The sequence below is a fragment of the Paenibacillus sp. 37 genome, from assembly GCF_008386395.1.
Classification (GTDB): Bacteria; Bacillota; Bacilli; order Paenibacillales; family Paenibacillaceae; genus Paenibacillus; species Paenibacillus amylolyticus_B.
In genome coordinates this window covers 2120107-2137214 of the sequence record NZ_CP043761.1, presented here as the reverse complement: position 1 = coordinate 2137214, position 17108 = coordinate 2120107, and the positions used below count along the sequence as shown (strand labels likewise).

The 17108-nt window shown below is 49.5% G+C and carries 16 protein-coding genes; 7 read left to right on the top strand and 9 right to left on the bottom strand.

The window, feature by feature from the left end; all coding sequences use genetic code 11:
- Positions 1–67: 67 nt before the first annotated feature.
- The 6 genes from F0220_RS09710 to F0220_RS32845 form a co-directional block, all read right to left on the bottom strand.
- Positions 68–1099 (bottom strand): acetyl-CoA carboxylase carboxyltransferase subunit alpha, encoded by a 1032-nt coding sequence (locus tag F0220_RS09710; protein WP_105598057.1) that lies wholly within the window; start codon positions 1097–1099, stop codon positions 68–70.
- Entirely contained in the window at positions 1100–1993 is an 894-nt protein-coding gene (gene accD, locus F0220_RS09705; RefSeq protein ID WP_036609844.1) for an acetyl-CoA carboxylase, carboxyltransferase subunit beta, read from the bottom strand.
- A gap of 63 nt (positions 1994–2056) precedes the next feature.
- Complete coding sequence (locus tag F0220_RS33220) at positions 2057–2191, bottom strand: hypothetical protein (RefSeq protein ID WP_258170212.1); 135 nt, start codon at positions 2189–2191, stop codon at positions 2057–2059.
- 207 nt (positions 2192–2398) lie between these two features.
- Complete coding sequence (locus tag F0220_RS09700) at positions 2399–2587, bottom strand: hypothetical protein (protein WP_017689496.1); 189 nt, start codon at positions 2585–2587, stop codon at positions 2399–2401.
- A gap of 284 nt (positions 2588–2871) precedes the next feature.
- Entirely contained in the window at positions 2872–3363 is a 492-nt protein-coding gene (locus tag F0220_RS09695; protein ID WP_036609851.1) for a phosphatidylglycerophosphatase A family protein, read from the bottom strand.
- A 312-nt stretch (positions 3364–3675) separates the two neighbouring features.
- Entirely contained in the window at positions 3676–7707 is a 4032-nt protein-coding gene (locus F0220_RS32845) for a DNA polymerase III subunit alpha (protein WP_223199906.1), read from the bottom strand.
- A 267-nt stretch (positions 7708–7974) separates the two neighbouring features.
- Here F0220_RS32845 and F0220_RS09680 point away from each other — a divergent pair, with 267 nt between their 5' ends.
- The 3 genes from F0220_RS09680 (at position 7975) to F0220_RS09670 (ending at position 9238) form a co-directional block, all read left to right on the top strand.
- Positions 7975–8304: a YtrH family sporulation protein gene (locus F0220_RS09680; RefSeq protein WP_026081169.1), complete on the top strand. Its 330-nt coding sequence runs from the start codon at positions 7975–7977 to the stop codon at positions 8302–8304.
- Positions 8305–8325: 21 nt separating this feature from the next.
- Positions 8326–8814, top strand: a complete 489-nt coding sequence (locus tag F0220_RS09675; RefSeq protein WP_017689500.1) for a sporulation membrane protein YtrI — start codon at positions 8326–8328, stop codon at positions 8812–8814.
- Between the two features lie 82 nt (positions 8815–8896).
- The gene (locus tag F0220_RS09670) at positions 8897–9238 is read left to right on the top strand and encodes a YtpI family protein (protein WP_091014581.1); all 342 of its coding nucleotides are present in this window, start codon (positions 8897–8899) and stop codon (positions 9236–9238) included.
- 141 nt (positions 9239–9379) lie between these two features.
- Here F0220_RS09670 and F0220_RS09665 read toward each other — a convergent pair whose 3' ends face one another.
- From F0220_RS09665 to F0220_RS09655, 3 genes are all read right to left on the bottom strand, one after another.
- Positions 9380–10714, bottom strand: coding sequence for a DRTGG domain-containing protein (locus tag F0220_RS09665; RefSeq protein WP_091014583.1), 1335 nt, complete (start codon positions 10712–10714; stop codon positions 9380–9382).
- A gap of 245 nt (positions 10715–10959) precedes the next feature.
- Positions 10960–11244: a hypothetical protein gene (locus F0220_RS09660; protein ID WP_085981456.1), complete on the bottom strand. Its 285-nt coding sequence runs from the start codon at positions 11242–11244 to the stop codon at positions 10960–10962.
- A 114-nt stretch (positions 11245–11358) separates the two neighbouring features.
- Entirely contained in the window at positions 11359–11706 is a 348-nt protein-coding gene (locus F0220_RS09655) for a YlbF/YmcA family competence regulator (protein ID WP_036609862.1), read from the bottom strand.
- A 236-nt stretch (positions 11707–11942) separates the two neighbouring features.
- On the opposite strand from F0220_RS09655, the gene F0220_RS09650 reads away from it, so the two are divergent.
- Genes F0220_RS09650 through F0220_RS09635 form a run of 4 tightly spaced genes read left to right on the top strand, consistent with a single transcriptional unit; the run spans position 11943 to position 17091 of the window.
- The gene (locus tag F0220_RS09650; RefSeq protein WP_091014585.1) at positions 11943–13310 is read left to right on the top strand and encodes a YheC/YheD family endospore coat-associated protein; all 1368 of its coding nucleotides are present in this window, start codon (positions 11943–11945) and stop codon (positions 13308–13310) included.
- A 50-nt stretch (positions 13311–13360) separates the two neighbouring features.
- The gene (locus F0220_RS09645) at positions 13361–14551 is read left to right on the top strand and encodes a YheC/YheD family endospore coat-associated protein (RefSeq protein WP_105598056.1); all 1191 of its coding nucleotides are present in this window, start codon (positions 13361–13363) and stop codon (positions 14549–14551) included.
- 60 nt (positions 14552–14611) lie between these two features.
- Positions 14612–15985 (top strand): YheC/YheD family endospore coat-associated protein, encoded by a 1374-nt coding sequence (locus F0220_RS09640; RefSeq protein ID WP_036609869.1) that lies wholly within the window; start codon positions 14612–14614, stop codon positions 15983–15985.
- Positions 15985–17091: a YheC/YheD family endospore coat-associated protein gene (locus F0220_RS09635; protein WP_091014589.1), complete on the top strand. Its 1107-nt coding sequence runs from the start codon at positions 15985–15987 to the stop codon at positions 17089–17091. The genes F0220_RS09640 and F0220_RS09635 overlap by 1 nt, the downstream gene beginning before the upstream one ends.
- Positions 17092–17108: the final 17 nt, after the last annotated feature.

Genomic DNA, 17108 nt, shown 5'->3' with positions numbered 1-17108 from the left:
CTATTTTTCTTTTTCCAACTATTAAATTTACTATACTTTTGCTCATTTGTATAGGAAATTCGTCACATTATTCAGCATTTCCCGACAAATTACTCGCAACATCGACTTCTACAAGCTCTTGAGGGGTTTCAATGGATGCTTGAGGTTCAAACGTGACCGATCCAATTTTACGGAATTTCTCATAACGATCCTGTTTCAGCTGATTCCCGCTCCAACCCTTCATATCGTCGAGATGACGGACCAAAGCTTCACTGATGAAAGCAGCAGACGCTTCATAATCCCGATGAGCACCGCCGCGTGGCTCAGGGACAATCTCTTCAATGACTTCCATCTCCAGCAGGTCTTTGGCTGTTATTTTCATTGCTTCAGCCGCCTGATCTGCCTTGGATGCATCCTTCCAGAGAATAGAAGCAGCGCCGTTCGGAGAGATTGCAGAATAGATCGCATGTTCCAGCATCAACACACGATTACCCACAGCCATAGCGAGGGCACCGCCGCTTCCACCTTCGCCGATGACCACAACAATAACAGGAACCGATAGCTTCGCCATTTCCATCAGGTTGCGAGCAATCGCTTCCGATTGACCTCTCTCTTCTGCAGTATTACCCGGATACGCCCCTTTAGTATCAATAAACGTAATAATAGGACGGCCAAATTTGTTCGCTTGTTTCATCAGACGCAGTCCTTTTCGGAAACCTTCTGGATGAGCGCTACCGAAAAAGCGGGCGATATTATCCTTCGTGTCTTTCCCCCGCTGTTGTCCGATTACCGTTACTGTCTTTCCATTCAACTTGGCAAGTCCGCCAACAACCGCAAGATCGTCTCCGAACATGCGATCACCGTGCAGCTCAATGAAGTCCGTAAATATCAGCTGGATCAGGTCCAGCGCCGTTGGGCGCTGCTGATGACGGGCCAGATGCATCTTCTGAGCTGCTGTTATGCCAGTGTAGATCTCTTCTTCAAGTCTATGGTAACGTTCTTCCAGGCGGGCAATCTCGTCCGTGAAGTCGATCCCTTTTTCCTGTCCAAACTGTACGAGTTCATCAATCTTTTTGCGCATCTCAACCAGAGGCGCTTCATATGGCAACTCACCCGCCATTTAGACCCCTCCTTTTTCACTATGCATATCCAGAAGCTTGCCAAGAGTGGCCCGAAGCTCTTTCCGGTGCACAACCATGTCCAACTGACCATGTTGCATATTAAATTCAGCCGTTTGGAAATCATCAGGTAACTTCTGACGGATGGTCTGTTCGATAACGATTCTGCCGGCAAAACCAAATACAGCGCCAGGTTCGGCAATATTAATATCGCCCAGGCTCGCAAAACTTGCCGAGACTCCACCTGTCGTTGGGTCCGTAATGACCGAAATGTACAGCCCGCCCTGTTCATCCAAACGGGATAAAGCTGCGCTTGTTTTGGCCATTTGCATGAGACTGAGAATACTCTCCTGCATCCGGGCACCACCTGATGTTGAGAAAATAATCAATGGTAACCGTTTCTCTGTGGCATGCTCAATGGCACGGGTAATTTTCTCCCCTACAACAGAACCCATGCTGCCTGTGAAGAAATCAAAGCTCATGACAGCCACAACTACAGGCAGGCCATCAATGGTTCCTTCCCCCGTAATTACAGCTTCCTTAAGACCTGATTTCAGGCGCTGTTGTTCCAGTTTGTTGCTATATCCAGGAAAGCCAAGTGGATCAACCGATATCATATCAGCATCAAATTCAACAAATCCTTGATCATCAAGTACCATAGCAATGCGCTCCATAGCGTTAAGACGCATATGGTAACCGCAGGCAGGACATACTTTCAGATTTTTCTCCAATTCCTTGCTATATTGAATCGTGCCGCATTTGCTGCACTTGTTCATAAGCCCTTCAGGTATTTCACGTTTTGGGCGTTCTAGGACTTCCTGGCCTTCGCCGGGAAGTGCACGCTCGGAAGGTATGGTAGCGTACTTCCGTTTCTTCTGGAATATATCTTTGAACACAACTACACCTCTCCAGCCGTTGATTTGATGGCCGCAACCTGCAGATCGCTGCTTGTGGCAGCTTCATCCGCGTGCTACGGTAAACCGCTTACGACCCACACGCTGCCATGGGCCTTGTCCAGCATTCACAACAAAAAAATCCGCCGGTACAGGGCAAGGATCACCGGCTTCTGTCAGCACGATTGATGTTACCTGCAAAAACCGAAAGATTGTTGCGCCGATGTTTGAATCTATCTTGGTAGGGTCTCCGGGAGCAACCAGGTCGGTCCTTGTCCTAACAAAAAAAGAAGGAAGGACAGCAGCATACAATACATGCAAGTCGATTCCTCTCTCCGCTTACGCGATTAGTCCCTTATGTACCGATGGTACTTCTTCATCTGCCAAGGCACGTTGATGTCGAACAAATCAGGAATGCAAAATGGAATTCAGCACTTCCTGGACCTCTTCCAATTCCCCAGAAGGGACGCGAATCTCAAATTGCTGCTTGGATAAACTGATGGGACGGGTCTGTACCAGAAAACCTTCTTCCGAAAGCTTGGTCTTGATCTTGTCCGCAACCTTTGCTGTCGGTGCAATGTAAATCACCGTCCACATGCCTTGTCCGCCCCCTAAGCTAATGTTCAGAGCCCGTATATTGGACTAATGATAACATACCTCACTTTTTTTCTGCAAGAAAGGGTTCGGGACCTTTGGGGAGAATTTGGGATCATGAGGGACATTAGTCCCCCACGAATAACTCATATGGTTGACGAAATCTTCTTGTTCATACCTCTTCCATAAGCAGCCGCAAGCTTATCAGGGCAGCGTCAGCCGCCCTTGAAGACCTTCATATGAGCCATTAGATTGACCATAACAGACAAGCATGGAAATACAGGGGGTTAAAGGTCTGAGGGGTATTTTTTGGCTTTAATATTTTTGTGTGCAATCCGGGCAGAAGCCGCAGCGGCCACCCCTGCGACCAGATCATCCAAAAAGACATGAATGGCTGTTGTGTGTTCGTTCAAATCATGAATTACACCTATTTTTTCTTTATCCAGGTAACCAAAGCTGGTTAAACCAATCATACCATACACATGAGTAATGCCGAGGGCCAGAGTCTCGTCCACTCCATACAGGGATTCATCCGCTTCCATAATAGCCTGTAACGGTTGGGGCAAGAGCTTTTTCTCTGCAAGTTCGTCGAGAGCAATACCCGTATAGAGCGTATATTGCACCTCTCGTTTCTGCAGAACGGATTTCACGCTGGTTACACAGTCGTCCAAGGTCAGTTCGGGGTGGTACCCTTTTTGCAGACGGTATACAATTGCTGCGATTGCATCAATCCGTACACCCCGCCGGGCCAGCATGGCTTCTACGATTTCATATGACATATCTCGACCTCCCGCATCAATCCCCCGAGGACCGCGAGGTCCTTCGGTGTTCTCAAGTGTATGCAGCAACCTGTTAAAATGTTCATAAAATGTGCGGATGGTTAAGACCAGTCGCACCCTGGATATGTTGCAGGATTGTACATTCCGCTCTGGTCTGTAGCTGGCCTATAAAAAGTCTGTAATTTGTTTGTTTAAACCCTGTCGTCAGTGAACCGCGCTCGCACTAAAATAATCAAAAAAAACCTGTTCAGCATTGAGCTAAACAGGTTTCATTTTATGGAATAAGAACCATCAATTACACGGGACAGTCTTTTATTTAATCTTGACCGTACCTTCACCTAGCATTTTCTCCATATCGGAGAACAAGGTTGGTGATGGCTTAATCCGGTAGTCATCACTCAGCGCAAGCAGCTTCTGCTGCTGCTCATAGAAGAGCACTGTCGCCACAGGTCCGGGATGCTCCTGAAGCAGCTGCTTCAGACGTGCCAGAAGCTCAGGCTTCTCCGCATGCGGGGCAATCTTCACGAACACCCGCTGCTCCACAGCCCGCGGTTCGCGGCTCTGCGCCGGGCTGCCTGCCGCCTCAGCGGCACCGCCAGGGCGGGAAGCCGCCGCCGTGGCTGCGCCCGCTGGCCGCCGCGGCGAAGCCGCCTGCGCCGGGCGCGAAGAGCTGCCGCTGCCGGGCTTGACGCGCCGGTCGCGGCTGCGCAGCTGCTGCTCCAGTGCCGCCGGTGACAACGGCACAACTTCCTCAGCCAGCAGCTTAAACCCTTCGTCCTGCTGCTGCACTTTGGCACGCACGACGAGCAGTTCACCTTTCCCGACATGCTGCTGGCTACGCCGCCATACCTCGGGAAAGAGAACCACTTCACAGCGTTCAATCTGGTCTTCCAGCTCCATGAACGCCATAGCTTTGCCCTGTTTCGTCGTAATCGACTTCACGGACACAACCATACCCGCAGCGACGGTCATCGTGTCGTCTGCAGCCTCGGTCAGCTCCATGATCCGGTCAGCCCCACTCGATTCCAGCACATCTTCATAGTCATCCAGCGGATGCCCAGAGAGATACAAACCTAACAACTCTCGCTCTAGCTCCAGTTGCTGCCCTGAGGAATAAGGAGGAATTTCCGGATATTCAATCTCCCAGTTTGGCGTCTCAACAAAGTCGAACAATTGAATCTGCAGATCCTCACGTTCCTTGCGCCATTTCAGAGCCGCCTCAACAGTCTCATCCAGCATCGCCAGCAATTGGGCCCGGTGCCCAGGTAATGTGTCAAAAGCTCCAGCCTGGATCAGCGATTCAATCACACGTTTGTTGCATACACGCAGATCCACACGACGACAAAAATCGAGCAAACTGTCGAACGGTCTCTCCTGCCTTACGATCATAATGCTTTCCATTGCCTGGGTACCAACATTTTTCACAGCCGCCAGACCAAATCGTATTGCACCCGTTAATTTTTCCTCATCCGGACTATCATTAGACACTGCAACGTTCTTCTCCGCAGAGGACAGTTCCCCATGCTCCTCGTGAGAGGAAGACGCTTCTTGTCCTTCGTCATTACCATTTTCCAATGAAGAAGCCGCCACCAATCCCGGTTCCTTCCGGTTGTCGGATGCCTCAGGCATGGTTGTCGCTGCCTGCCAATCATATCCACCACTGTCCTCATCGGGTCCAGGACCGGGATCATCCGGCAGAGGTGCTTCACCATATTCTGCTTGTTCCGAATGCCCATTATGCTCATGAACGCGATCTTCCCTGAAGGAACTCCCGTTACCATTCGCGGCATGTTCTTGGGAAGGGCTTCCGGCGTCACTCTTGGGCTCTGCTCCCGCAGTCTGCTGCGATGCGCTGCTCTGATCCCCGGCTCCTGCGCTGCCGGACGGCACAAATACAGGTGTAAACAGAATACCGCTCTCATTCACATCCGGCGGAAGCACCTCCATGTCCATACGCCGACATTCCACTACGTACTCTGCCACTTTCCGATGACTGCCCATTACAGCTGTTAACATGGATGCCATAAAATGAACCGGATAATGCGCCTTCAGATACGCCGTCTGGAACGCAAGCACACCATATGCTGCGGCATGAGCACGCGGGAAGCCATAGTTGGCAAACTTGACGATCATATCATAGACCAGGTCTGCCTCTTCTTCGCTATACCCTTGTTTCAGACTGCCTTGTACAAAGTGTCCACGCTCCAGATCCAGCACTTCCCGTTTCTTCTTGGAGACCGCTCTGCGGAGCAAATCTGCCTCACCCAGCGAGAAACCCGCCATCCGGGAGGCTATCTGCATGATCTGTTCCTGATACACGATGATGCCGTACGTATCTTTCAGGATAGGCTCGAGATCCACATGGGGGTAATCCACTTCAATCTGTCCATGCTTGCCCTGAATGTATTTGGATATGAACTCCATCGGACCCGGACGGTACAAGGCAAGTACAGAGATTACATCTTCAAAACTACTTGGCTTCATCTCTTTCAGCACACGGCGTACCCCGGCAGATTCCAGTTGGAATATGCCCATCGTGTCCCCTCGCCCAAGCATCTCGTACGTTAACGGATCATCATCGGGAATAAGACGGAAGTCCGGAATTTCTCCATGTTCCCCAATCCAGCGTACACACCGCTCAATGATTGAGAGGGTACGCAAACCAAGAAAGTCCATCTTAAGCAACCCAATAGACTCCAGGTTTTCCATGGAATACTGGGTTAACGCCGTCCCTTCACTGCCCTCCTGAAGTGGCACCGCATCGGTCAGCGGGTCACGGGAGATAACCACTCCCGCTGCATGCGTCGAAGCATGACGTGGCATACCTTCGACCTTCATCGCCATATCCAGCAGCTCACGTGTCTTAGGCTTGGTTTCATACAGCGCCTTCAGTTCAGGTGTAGCTTCCATGGCCCGCTCGATGTTAATGCCGAGCTGCGCTGGAATCAGCTTTGCAGCCTTGTCCACTTCGCCGTAAGGCACATTCAGTGCACGTCCAACATCACGCACGGCCGCCCGAGCAGCCATCGTTCCAAACGTAATAATCTGGGCGACATGGGCTTTGCCATATTTATGAGCGACATAATCAATGACCTCATCCCGCCGCTCATCGCTGAAGTCAATATCTATATCCGGCATGGAGATCCGCTCGGGATTCAGGAATCGTTCGAAGAGCAGATTATATTTCATCGGGTCAACATCGGTAATATGCAAAGTGTACGCTACCAGACTACCTGCCGAGGAGCCCCGGCCCGGTCCAGTAACAATGCCTTGTTTATGCGCATAGGCGATAAAATCCCAAACAATCAGGAAATAATCCGAGAATCCCATGCTGTCGATTATACCCAGCTCATACGCCAATCGTTGTTCGAGTTCGGATCGAAGCTCCGCATCTGTCCAACGCGTGGACTGCGCATAACGCTCCTCCATTCCTTCTTCGCACAGCTGACGCAGATACGCCGAAGGGCTGAGTCCATCAGGAAGCGGTCTGTATTCCGGCAAAATCGATTTGCCGAATTCCAGCTTCAACTCACAGGAATCCGCAATGCGAACGGTATTTGCCAGAGCTTCCGGTACATGAGGAAACAAACGAGCCATCTCTTCTTCACTTTTCAGATAGAGCTGATTGGTTCCAATTCGGAGCCGATTCTCATCATCCACCGTCTTGCCCGTTCCGATACAGATCAGCACATCCTGAAGCTCAGCATCCTCTTCCGACAGGTAATGCGCATCATTGGTCGCTACAAGCGGGATCTCCAGCTCAGCAGCCAGTTTGATCAACTGCGGATTTACCCTTTTTTGCTCGGAAAGCCCATGATCCTGAAGTTCCAGATAGAAGTCGTCACCAAAGATATTTTTGTAGCGTAACGCCGCACGTCTCGCCTCTTCTTCTCTTCCATGCAGCAAATGTTGTGGTACTTCACCACCCAGACACGCACTTAGACAGATAATGCCCTCGTGATGGGCAGCCAGACTTTCCATATCTACACGGGGTTTGTAATGAAAACCTTCGAGATGTCCAATGGAGCACAATTTCATCAAATTACGGTAACCCGTCATATTTTTGGCCAGCAAAATCAAGTGATGAATCGGTTGATCCTTGCGGCTTCCCCGCTCTTTGCGGGACCCTGCTGTCATGTATGCTTCGCACCCTATAATCGGCTTGATGCCTCGCTCCATACATGCTTTATAAAAAGGAATTGCACCATACATCACGCCATGGTCGGTCAGCGCAAGTGTCGTCATTCCGAGATCTGCAGCCTTATTCACGAGATCCGGAATACGCGCAGCGCCGTCCAGCAAACTGTATTCGCTGTGAACGTGCAAATGCACAAAAGAACTCATGTTTTTTTCTTCCTTTCGCCGCAGATAGTCACAGCATCGGATCTTCTGATCCGTCTGCTACCCTATCTATCTCATATATATGAATTAAATAAATAAAAAATGGAGTCTCTTTATTAGAATTTGTAACAACCTCTTAAAAGGAGACTTTATTATTCTATTTTATCATAACGTTCGGGGGCACGCCCATACAATAGAAGTACAAGCCGCTCCCCCTGTGACAGACCGAAGACAGGAGGTGTGCTGCTAGGTCTGAAAGGGGTGTTGCCAGTGAGCACATTTTTGTCCAAAGCCATTCTTGATTTCTTTATTGCGTTTGGAATCGTGCTGGGCGGCGCGATGATCGGAGGTATTGGAGCAGTGATCTCTCTTCAGCCTCCGACACAGACGATGCTCGATATTTCTGGGAAAATAAAGATATGGGCACTCGCAGCCGCTGTCGGCGGCACAATAGATCCCATGCGTGTCATCGAGAGCAATTTCCTGGATGGTAACCTGTCTCCGGCGGTCAAACAAATCCTGTATTTGATCTCTGCTTTTATGGGCGCTCATATGGGAACCGAGCTGGTGAAATGGGTGTGCGGCGGAGGCCGGAGCTAATATGAGACAGGAACAGCGTTCATGAGAATTCCGCCATTTTCCCGTTACCGCCCGCTGATGCGAATGACCGCTGTGTTTGTTCTGGGAATGATCGCTGGATGTGTCGTCTACAATGGCGTATTTCACCTGAGTTACAATGCGTTGTGGCTGAACAATCAGGAGCTGCAGCTTCAGCTGCATCAGAATGAGGAGGATATCAAAACGCTGAAAAAATACAGTAAACGCCAAACCGTTATCAAGGAAATCAAGGTCCGTGCAGAAGAATCGGATAAGGGGCCAGACGAGGCTTCTCTGAAAGTGATGTTACAGAAGCTCGGAGACGAACTTGAGGTACTTCGGGGCAGAGATGTATTCAACATTGATGAGTATAGTAAAATGACGCGAATCATGCTGAATCAGAAAGTGTACTCGGTCAGGGAAAAGGAGTACACCGTTCAGGTCAAAACGATGCTGGTTATGGAAGGCGTACTGCAAGTTTGGGTACAGATTCGCATGCACGTTCCTGCGTAACAGCAAAAAACTGCCCTTGTCTGCATCTCTGCATGGTACAATAAGGGCAGTAAATGCTTTCCAGAAAAGGAGCTGCGTCTTTGTGTTCATTGATGTACTCAAATATGCTCTAATCGCCATCTTTGCTGTTACCATGGTTTTTGCAGCGTTGAACAGTATTCGTTCACACAGAAGTTCGGATGCTGCCAGCGCCGGTCTGTACCGTTCGTGGACGAATATCTGGATGGGTGGCATGCTTGTTGTGCTTGCGCTGATCCTGATGTTTGTCTTCACGGGTTCCACTTTATCTGTGGTTGTGGAAGCGCTATTTCTGATTATGGGTGCGTATAATGTATTTGCCGGAATACGTAACCGCAGTTATTATGCGCGGCTTCAACAACGGTCCAGTAATGGATCAGGTAAAACCTCCGGACAATCTGCATGATTCGTTGAAGTGTTATCGTTCTGTCTGCAAAAAGAGAGTACTTCCCTTCATTAAGCGAAGCCAGAACCGCGCGACAGCGCAACGGCAGAGCTTCTCGATCAGGGAGTACTCTCTTTGTCTATGCCCAGGCAACGTACCCTGCTAGGCATGGTCAATCGACTGCAATGTCATTACCGCTTTGCATACCACACTGCCTTCACGGGTAACCACAATGTCCATTTTGCACGTTCGACGACTGGTTTCCAGAATTAACGGTCGAACCAGGATCTGATCCTCAATCTGAACCGGTCGAACAAAATACGTCGTTACATTATCCACCACATGGTCGTTCCCTGTAACATCCCACGCTGCCCGTCGGCCAGCCTGAGTCATCACATTCAACAGAACACCTTCGGAGATCGTACCCAGATCCGTTGCCATCTGAGGAATGATGAATCCGTGAAATAACAATTCGTTCTGTTCACCGCGCTCCTCGGCAAACCCGTTCCAGATCAGATGATCAAACGTCTCTCCCAGTTGTGGCTGCTTCTGTGCATCCCGCATGGCCTGAAGCACTTCCTTGCGTGTGACGGACGCAATCAGTTTGCGGTTCCGATCCACGATTGGCAGAAAATCGATTCCTTCCCAAGTCATAATCTGGGCAGCAGAAGCAAGAGATGTCTGCAATGAAGCCGTAATCGGGCGGCGTACCACGCATTTCTCAATACTTTGATCTTCTTTCAGCTCACTGACATCCTTCAGACTCACAATCCCGATGACCCGGTTCCATTCATCCACGACTGGAAAGCGATGTTCACCCGTCTCTGAAACCAACATATGAAAATCTGCGGCTGAACTGGTCACCTTCAATACCTGCAAGCGAGGTTTCTGACCAATGATATCCTCAACAAGCATAATTTTTTTCTTAATCAGCCGGTCGAAGATCGCACGGTTAATCATCGAAGCCACCGTGAATGTATCATGTCTGGATGAAATAATCGGTAGCCCAAGCTCGTCAGCCATAATTCTTACTTCACGACTTGTCCCAAAACCACCCGTAATCAACACGCCCGCTCCCTGTTCGAGGGCAAGCGAGTGAGCATCTTCACGGTTACCCACAATCAGCAAGCTTCCAGCGTCAATATAACGGGCCATTGCCTGTTCTTTCATCGCACCAATCACATACTTGTGCAGCGGTTTGGCGAGACCTTCGTTCCCCCCCAGCACATGGCCTTCCACAATGGTCACAACATCAGCAAAGGTCAACTGTTCCGACATGCCCCGAGGTCTCTTCTCGATCCGCACCGTTCCAATTCGTTCTTTGGTCACGACCAGCCCGAAGTTCTCCGCCTCTTTCACCGCACGATATGCTGTCCCTTCACTTACACCCAACTCCCGTGCAAGTCCACGTACTGATATTTTGCTGCCAACCTTCAGTTGTTCAATATGTTGAAGTAACTGTTCATGCTTCGTTACGTTCTCTTCCTGTCCGTCCAACTGTACCACCCCCGAAGATGCATCTGTACTATACTGTATCTATTATAACACGGCTTTAGGAAAATAACCCCATATCCTATCCCGCTCTCAGGGGAATGGCACCGAATGAGTTCACTCTTCCATGTTGTACGCTAATCCGTTATATACCAAAAAGACCGGACCCCTTATGCGCAAGGTAATCCGGTCTTATTCCAGAGGCAGAACCAACGCTGTTGGCCCTGACGTGCAGAATGTATTTCCACACCTTATACAGACTCGCTCCGCTCCTGCTTGTCCAGCAGTTTCATCTCCCACTGCCGCAGCTTCGCCCGGCGGACGGCTTCCAGTGCACGCTTCTTCTCTTCATCCACACCGAGAATAAAATGCAGATGTGCACCAACGATTAATAAAGAGAACAGCACCCATACGATGCCAAAAATATTAACCCAGTCCATTCCTCCAGCAAAGGAAATCCGCGGCAGTGCAATGACCAGCATCGACAACGCAATAAGCAGATAGATCACATGTTTTGCTTTTTTCAACCTCTTCACCATTCACAGCTCCTTCGTTCTTGATCGACTCTATATGTCTAGTCTATGAACGATAAGGAGCCAATATGAAAGGTTCAGGTAAAAAAAACAAGACAACCTTTTTGAACTACCTTTTTACGCTTCAGCGCCACCGTACAGATGACCCAGACTATCAGCAATAATTTTATTCACGTCTTCAATGATGACACTAAGGCGACGCTCCGCATCAAACAAGCGACGGATGTTCAGATTCAAGCTCAGTACTTCAAACAGTTTCTCCATTTTCTCCATCTCATCCGGAGCTGGCATATCCCCGCTCATCATACGTTGTTGCAATTCCATTTGTTGATCACGGAAGTTATCCAGCATTGCTTTTGCATCCGGATCAGCTTCAATCAGCTTCATCGCGGAAGTAATCTCTTCCACCTCGCTGCTTTCTCTCAGTGCTTTGGCCAAATCATTGGCTTTGTCATAAATGTTCACTATTATTCCTCCTCAGATTGGTTTGTTCATCCGTGTTAATACACGCTTTTCTCTCCTGTCAAACAAGGACGATCTGAAACAGGCCATCCATAACCTGCCTTAAATCAAATGCATTTAATCCATATGGGTCAATCACCAAGGGTTATATGTCCTCATATGATGAAGCACATGCCATGTTCAGATGCCGTTCAACTTCGAGATCAGACATCAAGTTGCCGCCCGGAAGGAGATCCGTGATGTCCACTAAAAAAGTAACGATTCAGGTTACCGGCTCGGGCATCCTGCAGGACGACGTCATCATGCTGGGCGAAGGGGTGCTTAAGGCGCTTAAAATCCCTTCAGGAAGGCCGCTTCAGCTGCAATTTGGCTCTTTCCGCCGCGAAGTCACTGTTATTCCGGTACCAAGGTATGACGGGCTGCGCATCAATCAGACAGTTGCCACCAAGACCGGTCTCGTTCCACGTTCGGTCCTGAGGGTATCCTATCGTTCAGCCAGCCGTACGCTTCGCCTTGGACCCTACATCAGTGTACTGGTTAGCCAGGATTATCCCGATCAGCCCGATCGGCCCTTTGGCTCCATCACGATGTTCTGTCAAGAACTGGTGAACGCCTGCCGTAAGCAAGGCGCCTATGTATCCTTTTTCACACCGGAGGATATTGGAGCGGTAACGGGTTATATGAAAGGCTGGGTGTATGATGACGGCTGGAAAAAGACTGTTCTGCCTGTAGCAGACGTCGTCAATAACCGGCTAACGTCCCGCAAGCTTGAGAACAAACCTAGCGTACAGCATTTTATGAAAGAAGTAAAATCGCTCTACGGCACGCAAACCTTCAATGAAAAGTTTCTGGACAAAAACGAAGTGTTTGACGCACTCAAGTCCATTTCAACGCTTAAACGAGTTCTTCCCGAGTCTCATTTGCTCAAGACGTCCGCCATGCTCAAGACGATGTGCAACCGACATCCGGTTGTATTTCTGAAGCCCGTACGCGGTTCTTTGGGCAAAGGGATCATCCGGGTCTCACGTCAGACAGACGGAAGCTTCCTGACTCTGGCGACTGGCGTCGGGGGGACCCGGAAACAAACGTATACTTCTCTGGATAAACTGTATGCCAGTATGTCTGGGAAAATGAAAACAACGCGTTATCAGATCCAACAAGGGCTGACTCTCATTGACAACAGTGGCAGACCCGTGGATTTCCGTGCGCTCGTGCAAAAAAACCGTACAGGTAAATGGAGTGTAACCTCCATCGTCGCCCGGATTGCAGGCGGGAGTCACTACGTATCCAATCTGGCACGGGGTGGAAGTCTCAGCACCGTCAAGGATGCTGTTGCCAAAACACAGTTGTCTGGATCAGCCAAAGCTTCCGCGTATGCAGGATTGCACACCGCAGCACTGGATATCGCAAAAGGGATCGAGAGTGCCATCCCTGCTCATTTTGGTGAACTTGGTATTGATCTGGCTCTGGACACCACTGGGCGCGTATGGCTGCTCGAAGTCAACTCCAAACCATCCAAGAATGATAATACACCACTGAGTGAGAGCAAGATCCGCCCTTCCGTCAAAGCCATGCTTGAATACTCTACGTACCTGGCGGGTTTTTGAAAAGTTATTCCCTATTGGAAACAAATCTGATAGAGGAGAGGTGCAGCGTAATGTTTCCATCATCTCAGACCAAGATACTGGCCATTCTGGTACGTGCAACCGAAGGCTCACCTCCCTTTACAGATGAACTTTTCTGCCGTCGTCTCAGTTTGGGGAGCATGCGATACGCCCTTCAGATTATTGTGATTCCGATATCGAATGATGCAGTCCATCTCCCTCTTCAATGGGGATATGTCTATCATCAAGGGAAGTGGAATTCGGTACCTGTTCCTGCAGTCGATCTCATTATGGATCGTTGTCTTCGCCCTATCTCCAGGTACGTCAGACAACAGCTTAGGGAATGGATACCAACCAACGGCACAGATCAACACCGTTATTGGTCTGCTTCCCTTCCAGGAAAATGGGAGGTACATCGTGTGTTGTCCCGAAATCCTGAATTGAGGTCTCAACTTGCTCCCACAACCCGGATCGGATCGCATATTCCTTGGGAAACATGGCTGGACCGTTGGCCCAAAGGACTGTTCTTCAAACCGGTATCCGGGACTCATGGCAAAAATACCTTTCGCCTGTCTCAGGGAGCGACTCCATCAACATGGGTCGTGGAGGGGCGTAACAAGGACAATGAACCCTTTTTTCTTACATTCAACCATACCCAGGCTGTATCTTCCTGGCTAGCATCACATCAGGCTGAGCGTAAGATGATCGTACAGCCATATCTGGAGCTTAGCCATCATGGAAGAGCATTCGACATACGGGCTCTAATGCAAAAGAATGGGCAAGGTCGCTGGACGCTAACCGGATGTATGGTACGGGAAGGACCTGAAGGGTCACTCACGTCCAATCTTCACGGTGGGGGTAAAGCATATCCTGCCCACGCATATCTGCTCCAGCGATATGGAACGATCCGCACGGAAACTCTGCTGAAGAGCATCCGGCAGACTGCTACTCTTATCCCCACCCTGCTGGAAAGCCGTTTCGGCAGGTTAGCCGAATTGGGGCTTGATTTCGGAGCAGATGCAGAGGGCCAACTCTGGCTAATTGAAGTCAACTCCAAACCAGGCCGCACCTCATTCGCAGAAGCGGGCGACCGACGCATGCATACCCTGACTTATACCCGGCCGCTTGCCTATGCCCGTTATCTGTTGCAACAACATGTTCTCACGGACGTCATTCGTCCAATGAAATTGCCGAATACATCCAGCAAAGCTGGCCTGAAACCCATCCCGATTCACGGCGGCTGAGGCCCGCAGCGCCCGCTTGCCATGGAGCCCAAGGATCTTTTCAGGATAGGAGGATAAATCATGAGTTTGACCTTTTGCAATCTGCATTTCACCAAGCAACCGGATAAAGTGGTTTATGTATCCAACGCTTTAATGAAGAGCCTCAACCTGTCCGGCAAAAAAACGGTGCACCTTCGCTTCGGGCGTGACCGGGTACCTGCAACGATCAAACCAATCAAAAAAGCAGGTAAACATCTGTATCTCGCTTCAGGTATCCGTAATATGATGAACGTTCCCAAACGGGGCAGTATTTATCTCCGTAATTTGCAAAATGATGAGGTCCAGTTAGGTCCACTGATCGGCGTACTCTCTGATGGGCCTGCGACGAGCACGAATCCATTCGGTTCTCGTACTGGTTTCATCAAACAGTTACTCCGTGAAGGTAGCCGTAAATCCTACATTTACGCATTTACTCCTCGGGATATCAATTGGCAGAACGAGACGGTATCGGGTTTTTTCCTGAATGATAACGGAAGCTTCACCCGCAGAACGGTACCTCTGCCCGATGTTGTCTACAACCGATTACCGAGCAGACGCTCAGACTTCTCACCAGCAATCAACCAGCTGCGGGAACGATTTGTTCGCCGAAAAATTCCGTTCTTCAACTGGAGCTTCTTCAATAAATCGGATATCTATACGTTGCTGGAGAACGAGCCGGCGGCAGGACGGTATATCCCTGAATCGATTACCAACCCTTCCGTTGAACAGATGAAGGAAATGTTGGAACGCCATCAGTTCGTCTACTATAAGCCTACTGCAGGAAGTCTGGGGAACGGGATCTACCGCCTGACTTATTCGCCCAAACGTGGATATTTCGCACGTTATCGCAAAAAAGGTGGTAATGCACTCCTGCGTTTTGGGTCCTTCAACAGTCTGATGCGTATGCTTCAGGGAAGACATGGCAAACAGCTACGCGGATATGTAGTTCAGCAGGGAATACGTCTAATTGAGATTGATGAGTGTCCAATTGATTTTCGTTTTCACATGCACAAAAATGGTAACAATCAATGGGTTGTTGTCGGGATTGGAGCCAAAAAGGCAGGACGTGGCAGCGTCACAACACACATCAAAAATGGCGGCTCCCTAATGACTCCTGAGCAGGCGCTCAGTCGCAACTTCGGCGATCGTGCGGGAGAAGTTCTTCAGCATGCCAAATCCGTCGCTATTACACTGGCCCAGGCGATTGAAACCCAGCACCAGCATCTGATTGGTGAGATTGGCTTTGATCTGGGCATTGATCAGGAGGAACATGTATGGATGTTCGAAGCGAACGCCAAACCCGGGCGCTCCATTTTCCGTCACCCTTCACTCCGGGTGGAGGGCAAATCGTCGGTGGAGCACATCTTGGAACACTGCCTGTATTTGAGCAAGTTCCGGAAGAAGGAAGAAATTTGATGAGCCTTCATGATGATTTCAAACCTGTCATTGCTGTTTTGACCATGCATGATAAACAGCGCATGTTCAGGGGAAATCATCAAAATTTTCAGGATATCTTACAAACAGGCGAGAGCATGGGATACGTGGTTTACATTGTAACTGTTCGGGATCTGAACGTGAGTGGTCCCACCGTAAAAGGATACACGTACAACAAGGGGAGTGGAAAGTGGGTTTCACAACCTTTCCCCCTTCCCCATGTTCTGTACAATCGTATTCCCAACCGGGAGGACGAAGGAAAACCTTCCGTTCAGCGTAAAATTGATGAATGCATGCAATCAGGAATCGAACTGTATAACCCATTCTTTTTCAACAAATGGGATCTGTTCGAATGGCTTAAGAAATCCAAATCGACTCAGCAACTGATCCCTTATACTCGGCGGATGCGGAGTGCTTCTTCTCTGGGTGCCGTTCTACGGGCGTATCCCTATCTGTACCTTAAGCCCGAGAGCGGCAAAGCTGGTAAAGGAATCATGATGCTTAAATTCCAGGAAAAAGAACGGCTTCCCTATCGACTCAAAATACAAACCACACGTAGGAGCACGACCTATAAAGCATCTACACTTGCCAAGTTATGGGCACGAATTCGCAAAGAAACCGGACATACGCCCTATATCATGCAACAAGGCATTGAACTGGCATCCTCTCGTAAACGCCCCTTCGATTTGCGTGTTCTTGTACAAAAGAACACCAAGGGCCAATGGAGCGTAACCGGTGTAGGAGCGAGACTTGCTGGCTCCCGCAGCATTACAACGCATGTGCCGCGCGGCGGGAGCGTAGAAGACCCTGAGAAGCTGCTGACCGAGCTTTTTGGCGAAGAAATGTCAACAACCCTGATGAAACGTGTGAAATCCACTTCATTAATGATTGCAAGACAGGTAGAACGGGGATCAGGTTACACGCTCGGAGAAATGTCCATGGATCTGGGCATTGATGACCTAGGGGAACTCTGGTTCTTCGAAGCCAATGCAAAGCCCATGAAGTTTGATGAACCACAGATCAGACGGCGATCATTGGAACGTATATTTCACTACAGCGCTTATCTTGCCCGTCAGTCCAAACGATGATAGACAGGAATACTGCA